Genomic DNA, 9810 nt, shown 5'->3' on the forward strand with positions numbered 1-9810 from the left:
CATCTCCGCTCCCCCAGCTCGCCGTGAGCTGATCGGCCAACAATTCTGCGAGACGAACCGGGGCTTGCGGCAAGTCCCCCGGGCCGCTATACGTTGGAAGTAGAGGGAGTTCGCCGGGCCTGGTAGACGATCAGTCCGGCCACGCAGGCCCCGAGCGTTCCCAGGGCGAGATCGCCGAGTGTGTCGGTGTAGGCGGTCTGCAGTTCGGGGGAGTCGCGCACGAACGCGACGTACTCGCCGAGTTCCCACACGACCGCCGCGGTGGCGCCGAAACCGAGGGCGACGAACGTGGTCAGCGCCCGGGAGAGGTCACGCGGGGCGAAGGCGAGCAGGACGCCGCAGGTGAGGAAGATCCAGAGGACGAAGTGCATGGCGTCGTCCCACCAGTCGACGGTGTCGAACAGATTCAGCCGGTTGCCGATCAGGTCGAGCAGCCAGGGGAGTGTCATCAACAGGTCGGCGTGCCAGGGGAAGCTGCGGTGCAGCGTGCTGCGCGTGCGGCCGTAAGCCCACCACCAGATTGGGACCACCATGGCGCCGATCGGGTACACGATCGGGCGGGCGGTCGAGGCCTTCCCCTTCATCCCGCTGAGGTCCGGCCAGATCAGGGCCGAGAGCAACAAACCGAGGAGCAGTACCTTCGCGGCCACGGCGGCGTACCGCAGCCAGTTCGGGCGAGTGCCGGGGATGGTGGTCGCAGCGATGGTCGTCATGCCTCCCAGTCAAGCGAGCCGCTGGGCGAGGCGGATGAGTACTACTACGGGATTATCAGACGCCGAGCCAGCCGCGGCGGGAAGCCTCGTGGCCGAGCTGGAAGCGTGTCACGACGTGCGCGCGGTCCATCAACTGGCTGACGCGACGCTGGACGGTGCGTAGCGACATCCCCAGTTGGCCGCCGATCGCTTGGTCGGTGAGCCCGGCCAGCAGCAGGGTGAGGATGCGGGCGTCGATGTCGTCGAGACGGTCAGCGGCGAGCTCGGTGGTGCCCGTATCGCTGGGCAGTACTTCGTTGGCGCCTGCCCAGACGAGGTCGAAGAGATGCAGTAGCGCGTCCAGCAACCCTGACGGATGCACGAGCAGCGCACCGCCGGCCGCGTTGTCCGCGGTAGGGGCCAACGGCAACAAGGCGAGTGAACGGTCGGCGACGATCAGCCGCAGCGGGAGGTCGCCGGTGACCCGGATCAGCTCGCCGGCCTTGAGCGACGCGGCCACGAGATCGACGAAGCCAGGCTTGGCGAACGCCGCCCGTTCGACGACCACCCGGTACGTCACGCCACGCGCCAGGGCGGCGTCCTCGTCCACGTTCTCGTCGGCGGACACCACGGCGACCGACGCCTTGACCAGCGCCAGCACCTCCTCGGACGCGCCGCGCTGCATCTGGCCGAACCGCTGCGCCACTGCCTGCGCGCCGCGCACCACCTCGATCACGTCGGTGTCCGACCGGTCGGCCATCACGCCGCGGTACTGCTCGGCCAGGCGCCCGAGCTCGAGCTGCGCCCGGCGGATCTCCTCCTGGCGCTGCACGATCAGCGACCCGAGCGCGAGGGTCGGCGGCGATGCGACGAAGTGGCCGGGCATCGCGGTCGAACGGGCCACGAGGCCCTTCTCCTCGAGCCCGTCGAGCGCGGCAGCGAGGTCCGCGACGTCGACCTGCATCGAGGCCGCGAGCGCCTCGAGCGACTCCGACGGCAGCGCGATCAGCCGCCGGTAGGCGCCCTCCTCGGTGGTATCCAGTCCCAGCACGTCGAGCATCGTGCGCTCCTTCGAGGGTCCTGCGGGGGCGGACGGGGTGGCGGACAGATGTCATGCCGCAATCCCGCCATTGAGCACTGTACGGCGGCGTGACATGTTCATGCCATTCCGCTCCGCAGGTGCATTCCAGGAAGGGTCCCGCCCATGTCCAGATCCGCCCGCGCCGTCGCCGGCGGCCTCGCTGTCCTCGTGGCTCTCGCCGCGGCGACGACGACGCCGTCGCAGGCAGATGGTGTCGCCTCACCCGGCACCGCCCCACCCACTCAGCCGGCCACTGGCCAGAGCCACCGCGTCACGCTCTTGACCGGTGACGTGGTCACGCTCACCGAAACCCCCGGCGGTCAGCCGACCGCATCCGTCGAGCCGGCGCCCGGCAACACGGCCGGCGTCCAGATCCAGGAGGTCGGCAAGGACCTGCACGTGGTCCCGGACGCTGCGCTGCCGTACCTCGCCTCGGGCCGCCTCGACCCCGAGCTCTTCAACGTCACCGCACTCGTCGACCAGGGGTACGACGACTCCGCGGTGAAGTCGATCCCGCTCATCGTCCAGTACCGACCGGGCCTGCGCGCCGCCGCCGCGACTCCGCAGCACGCCGACCGCGGCGCCACGCTGGAGAGCATCGGCGGCCTGGGTCTGGCTGCACACAAGGCCGAGGCGGCCCAGTTCTGGACGGGGATCACCGCCAACACCGCGCGCTCGGTGGCGGCACCCGGCCAGTTCGGCGGCGGCATCCAGAAGGTGTTCCTCGACGAGAAGGTCAAGGCCAGCCTGGCCGACAGCGTCGCCCAGATCGGTGCTCCGGACGCCTGGGCCAAGGGCGTCGACGGCTCCGGTACGACGGTCGCGGTGCTCGACACCGGCATCGACCAGACGCACCCCGACGTGGCGGGTCAGATCGTCGAGACCAAGAGCTTCGTCCCCGGTGAGACCACCGAGGATGTCAACGGGCACGGCACCCACGTCGCGTCCACCGTCGCCGGGACCGGCGCGGCGTCGAACGGTCTCGAGAAGGGCGTCGCGCCGGCCGCTCACCTGGCGATCGGCAAGGTGCTCAGCGACGGCGGGTCCGGCGCTGCCTCCTGGATCATCGACGGGATGGAGTGGGCCGCGCACCGCGCCAAGGTCGTCAGCATGAGTCTCGGCAGCACCGAACCGAGCGACGGCACCGACCCGATGGCGCTCGCGGTCGACCAGCTGAGTGCCGAGACCGGCGCCCTGTTCGTGATTGCCGCAGGCAACTACGGCCGGGTGAGCGGCATCGGTTCGCCGGGTGCCGCGGCGTCGGCGTTGACCGTCGGCGCGGTCGACGGCAACGACCAGCGGGCGTACTTCCAGGACATGGGTCCGCGGCTCGGCGACGCGACGGTGAAGCCGGAGATCGTGGCGCCGGGTGTCGACGTGCTCGCGGCCCGCGCGGCCAAGTCGTCCGGCACCGGCTTCTACAAGTCGCTCAGCGGTACGTCGATGGCGACGCCGCACGTCGCCGGCGCGGCGGCTCTGCTCGTTCAGGAGCACCCTGACTGGACCGGTGAGCAGATCAAGTCCGCATTGGTGAGCACGGCCAAACCGCTCGCCGGCGAGACGGCATACCAGGTCGGGGGCGGTCGGCTCGACGTACCGGCGGCCGCGTTCGGCAAGGTGATCGCGACGGCGACCCGCGACTTCGGGTTCCACGCCTGGCCGCACGGTGACGACGCGCCGGTCCAGCGGAGCATCACGTACACGAACCTCGGTGACACGGCGGCCACGCTCGACCTGTCGACCGACGTGACCAGCGACGGTACGACGGCAGCGCCGGCCGGCCTCTTCAAGCTCGGAGCGACGCAGGTCACCGTACCCGCGAACGGCACCGCCACGGTCGACGTCACCGCGACGCCGAACCTGGCCACGCCGGGTTCGTCGTACTCGGGGACGGTCGTCGCCAAGCAGGACGGTCAGCGGGTCGCGCAGACCGCGGTCGGCCTGGTCATGGAGGGCGAGCGGTACGACCTGAAGGTGCATGCGACGGGTCGCGACGGCAAGCCGGCCGGTGGGTTCCTGACGCTGTACAAGTACGGCGACCAGTTCGTCAGCACTCTCGAGATCGACCCCACTACCGGGACGGTCTCGACGCAGCGCCTCGAGCCCGGCGTCTACACCGCGACCTCGTGGCTGGAGGTCGACGGCGGCGAGGGCGTTGCCCTGGTCGGCACGCCGCACCTCGTGATCGGGAAGAACACCGAGATCACCCTCGACGCCCGAACGGCGAACCCGATCACGCTCAGCACGTCGCGCCCGGGTGAGGACGTCTACCGCCGACCGGGCTGGTACCACGACTCGGGGATCGGCGGTCAGTACGCGACCTTCCTCAGCCAGTACGTGCCGACGCCGCTGACGACCAAGATGTACGCCGCTCCGACCGGTCAGGTGGCGGGTGGCCACTACGAGTTCTCGACCCGCTGGCGTCGTACGGCGCCGTTGGTGTCGATGACCGTCGACAACTTGCAGTTGCACCCGCTCCTCCAGCGCGGCTCGAAGCGCTGGGACGGCAAGGCGACGCTGACCGCCGCGTACGCCGGTACTGGCGCGGCCGCCGACTATGCGGGCAAGGACGTTCGGGGCAAGGCGGTGTTCGTGACGGCGAGCAGTGCGGTGACCCCGGCCGATCGCGCGGCGGCTGCTGTCGCTGCCGGTGCCCGGGTGCTGATCGTGGTCAACGACGGGTCGGGCAAGTACTACGACACCGCGGGTGGGACCAACCTTCCGGTGTACTCGTTGACGGCGGCCGAAGGTGGTCCGTTGGTCCAGCGGATCGTTGCTGGGGGCAATCTCCGGCTGCGGGCGATGGGGACCGAGGCGCCGCCGTACCTGTACGACGTGGTGAAGGCCTACACCGGGGCGATCCCGGCGAACCTGAGCTACGCGCCGCGGGCGAGCGAGTTGGCGACCGTCGTGAACCGGTTCGTCGGGCCGACCGGCGAGCTCGCGTTCGAGAGTCGCGCGGACTGCCGGATCGGGTACTGGCCGCCGTGTCTGCAGGTGACCGAGCCGGTCCATCTCGGGACCGAGCGGGTGGACTACGTGTCCACGCAGGAAGGGACGGACTGGTACGAGCAGACGAGTCACCCGCAGGGCTGGGAGCAGCGCGGCGAGCGGCACACGTACGCAGGCCGTTCCGTCCAGACGAACTCGTGGTTCGCGCCGGTCGTCCGGCCGCGCGTCGGGTCGGGGTACTGGAACCCGCGGCGCAGCGGTGATTTCTTCGCGGTGAACGTGCCGACCGCCAGCAGCGGCGAGCAGGGCGTCACCGGTTCGATGGACGACGACTCGACGGTCGAGACGCGGCTGTTCCAGAACGGGACGCTGATCCGGAAGAGTTCCTTCCAGGCGGTGCAGACGAGTGTGCCGGCCACGACGGGCTGGGCGAACTACCGCTTCGAGATGGACACCACCCGGCCGGCGGTCTGGGGACAGGGGACCAAGACCACGACCGCGTGGGACTTCCGGGCCCGGACGACCGAGGCGAGCGACTGGGTGTACCTGCCGCTGGTCCAGGTCGACTACCACCTCGCGACGGACCTCAACGGTGCGCTCACGAACGGCCGGCAGCGGATCGGTCTGAGCGCGTTCCAGTTCGCCGGTGTCGAGGGCGCGGGCAAGGTCAACGCCGCGACGCTCGCGGTCTCGTACGACGACGGCGCCAGCTGGCAGCCGGTGTCGCTGTCGCGAACCGCCGGCGGATGGTCTGCCGATGTCCGGGTGCCGAAGGGCGCGTCGTACCTCTCGCTGCGGGCGACTGCCGGCGACGAGGCCGGGAACAAGATCAGCCAGGAGGTGATCCGGGCGGCCGCGATTCGCTGACGCTCATATGACACAGCCGGCGGTGACCACCTGGTCGCCGCCGGCTGTTCGTTCGCTGGTGGGGTCAGCTGACGCTGATCAGGTCCACCACGAAGATCAAGGTCTCGCCCGGCTTGATCGCGCCGCCCGCGCCGCGGTCGCCGTACCCCAGGTGCGGCGGGATGACCAGCTTGCGGCGGCCACCGACCTTCATGCCCTGGACGCCGGTGTCCCAGCCCTGGATGACCTGGCCGACGCCGAGCTGGAACGCCAGCGGGGCGCCCCGGTTGTACGACGCGTCGAACTCCTCGCCGGTCGAATGGGCCACGCCCACGTAGTGCACGTTCACCCGCGAGCCGGCCTTGGCCTCGTCGCCGTCGCCCACGGTGATGTCGGTGATCTCGAGATCCGCCGGCGGCGGACCGTCAGGGAAGTCGATCTCTGGCTTGTCAGTCATGTCACCAGCTAAGCAGACACCCCACCCACGTCACCCTCCAGCACCCCCGTTCCGCCGAGAGCGGAACGGGCGTGCACAACGGGTCGTGGATCAGGCGCGGCTGGTCAGCACCTCGCGCAGCGTGGCCGCGAACTCGGCGGGCTTGCCGGGCATGCCGTACTCGTTGCCGAGGAAGCCGCCGTGGTTGCCCGGGAACACGACCGGCGTCAGACCGAGCCGCTCGGCGACGGCCTTCCCGCCGCGTGCGGCGAGCTGGTTCGCCGACTCCTCGCCGATGCCGATCACGATCCGGTCCTTCGCCTTGTCCAGCGCGTCGAAGTCCGGCTGGTACGACGTACAGCCGCGGAGGTTCTGGCCGAGCAGCGCGTCGGTGCGGCTGCCGTCGTCCTCGGTGGGGAGGCCGAACATCGCCGGGTCGGGCGCGGGCTGTTGCGAGTAGTCGGCCGGGAGCTCGCCGTCGTACCCGACCAGGGCGATGAACTTCGCCATGCCGCGACCCAGGCCGTCGCGCTGGTACGTCTCGTACATGTCGGCGATCGCGGCCAGCGCGGCGTCGCTGTCGGGGACGATCGCGGCGAGCGGCGGCTCGTGCGCGACCAGCGTGTTGATCAGGTCCGGGTGCTTCGCGGTCAGGGCCAGCGCGTTCACCGCGCCGCCGCTGCTGGCGAAGATGTCGACCGGGCCGACGTCGAGGTGCTCGATCAGCGCGGCGAGGTCGGCGGCGTGATCCCCGGGTGACACCTCGGTCAGCTCGCCGCTCCGGGCGCTGCGCTCGGTGCCGCGCGGGTCGTACGTCACCACCGTGCGGTCCTCGAAATGCGAGGCCAGGGTGGGGAATCCGCTGGCCGCCATCGGTGAGCCGAAGATCAGCAGGACCGGGCGGTTCGCGAGGTCGCCGCGGACGTCGTACGTCAGTGTGGCGCCCGGTACGTCGAGCGTTCGGGTGACAGGCTCTGGCATCACAGCTCCCCTTGGTCCGGCCCACCCCCTTTGGTCGGCCCGTGGTGGTGAGCCTAGACCGCAGCCGCGGCACGGAACAGGAACTCAACCTGAACCCAGTCGGCATTAAGTTGCACTCTGTGACGAAGACGAGGCTCCCTGTTCTGACTCTCGCCGCCGCTGTGGTGGCGGCCGCAGTCGCGGTAGCCGTGCCGCGTTCGTCGGACGCGAGCACGACGGGCGAGAACTACGGGCAGTACTCGCTGATGTTTCAGAAGTCGGCCGGGCAGTACTTCGCCGGCGCGTCCGCCGCCGGTCAGTGGACCTGGACGCCGCTCAGCGCCACCGAGTCCGACATCTCGTGGGGCGACCCGAAGGCCTGGCCGCCGAAGTCCGCGGAGCACTTCATCAAGGCCGGCGAGTGGGTCCTCCTCGACGGCTACAACGACGGCGCCGGCCGCCCGCTGACCCAGGTCCAACGCGTCACCAGCGAGAAGATCGGCGATGCCGACTGCAACAACCTGCAGCCCATCCCGTCCGCCGGCGGCCGCCAGCACTACGTCAAGTGGAACATCCCCGCCACCGGCTACTGCCTGGACGCGACCGGCACGATCAAGCCCCCCAACGGCTCCACCACCGTCACCTTCCGCCACGTCCAGAAGTGGCTACCACCCCATCAGTGCTCCAACCCGTACTACGCCGGCCAGACCTGCATCACCCAGTCCGAACAGTGGTGGGACGACAACCAGCACCCCTACTCCCTCCAACTGGCCCGCACCGTAGAACTGGCCCAAGGCAAAGGCATGGCCTTCACCAACCACACCACCACCCCCGTCGAATGGACCGCCAACGGCCGCTACTACTGGCACTACTAAGGCGCCACCATCTGCTGTGAACATTCGCGTCGATGTACACAAATCCTTGACGCGTAGGCGGGTGCTGCACTAGCTTGCTGCGAGTGATGTCCGAGGAGTCGGAAGAGGAGCTGACGCCGGCCGCGATCGCGCGGTTGGCCAACGTCGGGCGAGCTGCGGTCTCGAACTGGCGTCAGCGGTATCCGAACTTCCCGCAGCCGGTCGGGGGATCCGAGACCAGGCCGCGGTTCGCCCGGAACGAGGTCGAGGCATGGCTGGTATCGACAGGTAAAGCCGTCCAGCTGGCCACCAGTGGACGGACGGAGACCGGAACGCACGTTGTCCGCAACGTGGACGGGGGTGGTTCGTCGGTTGTGGATCTGACCGCCGACCAGCTCCTCGCTCGAGTCATGGTCTCATTGCTGCCCCGTTCGACCGCGGAAGCCTTGCAGGTGGAAGGCGACGCGGATGGCTTGGACGGCGGAGAGTTACCAGTGATCGTGGATCCGGCTTGTGCCGACGGAGTGCTGTTGGCCGCTGTCGCCGATCGCTTCGGCGACCGGGTGCGGCTAGCTGGCCAGGAGGGGCGCGAGGAGGCCGCTGTGCTCGCTTCGTCGCGCCTGCGCGGGCACCCGTACAACCCTGAGTACGAGATCCACATCGGCGAGGCGCTGTCCGATGATCGGCTGCGTGAGTACCGGGGTATCGCTGCAGCGGTCGTGAGCAGGGCGCCGTCGCATCGGACGGATCCGACATCGGCCGAAGGAGTGCCCTGGAGATTCGGGCCTCCGGGACCTCGCGATGCCGAGCTGGCCTGGGTGCAGCACTGTTTCGAACTCCTGCGTCCGAACGGTGTTGGCGTGGTCGCGGTCTCGTCCCGGACCGGTGTGCAGTCGTCAGGGCGCCACATTCGTGCGGAGTTGGTGCGCTCAGGAGCCCTCCGTGCCGTGATCACTCTGCCGAGGGGGACAGCTCCTAGGTCGGGGGTGAGCCTCTGGGTGCTGCAGCGTCCTGCCGAGCCAGGACCGAAGACTGTGTCGATGGTGGACTTGTCAGGCCTTGCCGACGCGGCTGATGTGCCATGGGAGTACGAGGTGTGGCAACGCGTACTTGTCGACAGCAGTTCAACGGCCTGCGCTGTAGTTCAGCGAACCGACCTTGTCGACGGTGATGCCGACTTGTTGCCGTCCCGCCACCTGTCGACGCCGGCCGAACTGACTGCTGACGACCTCATCGGCGTGACCGACCGACTGCAGACCCTTTATGCACTGCTCGGTTCCGAGATGCCTCGGTTCGGCGCGTCCGAGCCGGCCGGCGCGCGGGAGACGGTGACGCTCGCGGAGCTGGAACGGAGTGGCGCGTTGACCATTCTCTCCAGGGACGCCACGCCCCGACGGGGTGACCTGATCATCCGGACGATGGGCCGGCCGGCCGTCGTCGCGTCCGGCACGGAAGCCGATGACGTCGGCATTGCCCAGGTCGTCGAAGTGGACGCGAACCGGTTGGACGAACACTTCGTCGCGACGTTCGTCTGGGCCGATGCTGCCTCGTTACCGGCCGTCAATCTGGTCGGAGCGCTCAGCCGAGACGATCTCCGACGCTGCCGCATTCCTCGCCTGCCGATCGGTGAACAACGTCGGTACGGCATGACTTTCCGGCGCCTGCGGGAGTTGGAGCGCGCCATCGCCGAACTGGCAAGGCTCAGCTCCAGTGTCATCGATGAAATTATCCGTGGCTTGACCGTCGGCGTGCTGTCGCCTGAACCACTGACCATCAAGAACAGTGATTCCTGCATCAAAGATGAGAAGAGAGAGCTGTGACCTCAGGACCTACACATTCCCAGATGGCGAACCACATCTGGTCCGTCGCCGATCTGCTACGCGGCGACTACAAGCGCCATGAGTATGGGCAGGTCATCCTCCCGTTCACACTGCTGCGTCGTCTGGATGCCGTGATGGACCCGACCCGCGACGCGGTACGGCGGCGGAA

The 9810-nt window shown here is 69.0% G+C and carries 8 protein-coding genes; 4 read left to right on the plus strand and 4 right to left on the minus strand.

What is annotated here, in order from left to right; genetic code table 11:
* Positions 1–86: 86 nt before the first annotated feature.
* Together ACWGID_RS30350 and ACWGID_RS30355 are read right to left on the minus strand one after the other, a co-directional pair.
* Positions 87–713 (minus strand): hypothetical protein, encoded by a 627-nt coding sequence (locus ACWGID_RS30350; RefSeq protein ID WP_452202313.1) that lies wholly within the window; start codon positions 711–713, stop codon positions 87–89.
* Positions 714–768: 55 nt separating this feature from the next.
* Positions 769–1752 (minus strand): hypothetical protein, encoded by a 984-nt coding sequence (locus ACWGID_RS30355; protein ID WP_452202315.1) that lies wholly within the window; start codon positions 1750–1752, stop codon positions 769–771.
* Positions 1753–1896: 144 nt separating this feature from the next.
* On the opposite strand from ACWGID_RS30355, the gene ACWGID_RS30360 reads away from it, so the two are divergent.
* Positions 1897–5592, plus strand: coding sequence for a S8 family serine peptidase (locus tag ACWGID_RS30360; protein WP_452202317.1), 3696 nt, complete (start codon positions 1897–1899; stop codon positions 5590–5592).
* Positions 5593–5656: 64 nt separating this feature from the next.
* On the opposite strand, the gene ACWGID_RS30365 is transcribed toward ACWGID_RS30360, so the two are convergent.
* Together ACWGID_RS30365 and ACWGID_RS30370 are read right to left on the minus strand one after the other, a co-directional pair.
* Entirely contained in the window at positions 5657–6028 is a 372-nt protein-coding gene (locus ACWGID_RS30365; protein ID WP_387769669.1) for an FKBP-type peptidyl-prolyl cis-trans isomerase, read from the minus strand.
* A gap of 90 nt (positions 6029–6118) precedes the next feature.
* Positions 6119–6988 (minus strand): alpha/beta fold hydrolase, encoded by an 870-nt coding sequence (locus ACWGID_RS30370; protein ID WP_452202319.1) that lies wholly within the window; start codon positions 6986–6988, stop codon positions 6119–6121.
* Positions 6989–7107: 119 nt separating this feature from the next.
* Between ACWGID_RS30370 and ACWGID_RS30375 the strand changes: the two genes are divergently transcribed.
* The 3 genes from ACWGID_RS30375 to ACWGID_RS30385 form a co-directional block, all read left to right on the plus strand.
* Positions 7108–7842: a hypothetical protein gene (locus ACWGID_RS30375; RefSeq protein WP_452202321.1), complete on the plus strand. Its 735-nt coding sequence runs from the start codon at positions 7108–7110 to the stop codon at positions 7840–7842.
* 86 nt (positions 7843–7928) lie between these two features.
* On the plus strand, positions 7929–9641 hold the full coding sequence (locus ACWGID_RS30380) for an N-6 DNA methylase (protein WP_452202323.1): 1713 nt from the start codon (positions 7929–7931) through the stop codon (positions 9639–9641).
* Positions 9642–9664: 23 nt separating this feature from the next.
* Positions 9665–9810 (plus strand): type I restriction-modification system subunit M N-terminal domain-containing protein (locus ACWGID_RS30385; RefSeq protein WP_452202331.1); only part of this gene is annotated, 146 nt, incomplete at its 3' end.

The organism is Kribbella sp. NPDC054772 (genome assembly GCF_053611945.1).